The sequence below is a fragment of the Streptomyces sp. NPDC102462 genome (assembly GCF_044765425.1).
GTDB lineage: Bacteria > Actinomycetota > Actinomycetes > Streptomycetales > Streptomycetaceae > Streptomyces.
In genome coordinates this window covers 1-250 of the sequence record NZ_JBIWKB010000096.1, presented here as the reverse complement: position 1 = coordinate 250, position 250 = coordinate 1, and positions in this window count along the sequence as shown.

Genomic DNA, 250 nt, shown 5'->3' with positions numbered 1-250 from the left:
GGGTGCGGGTGGGTCGTGGTTGGGCGCGCAGTTCCCCGCGCCCCTGAGGGGGCTGGTGTTGTTGGTTGGGTGCGGGTGGGTCGTGGTTGGGCGCGCAGTTCCCCGCGCCCCTGAGGTGAAGTTCCCCCGCTGAAGTGGACAGCCTGATACTGGGACGGTTGAGTCCCGGAGGAAGCAGTCCAGGTTGAGTGGCAAGAGCAATATGAGCAAGCGGTACACGGCCGAGTTCAAGCGGGACGCGATCGCGCTC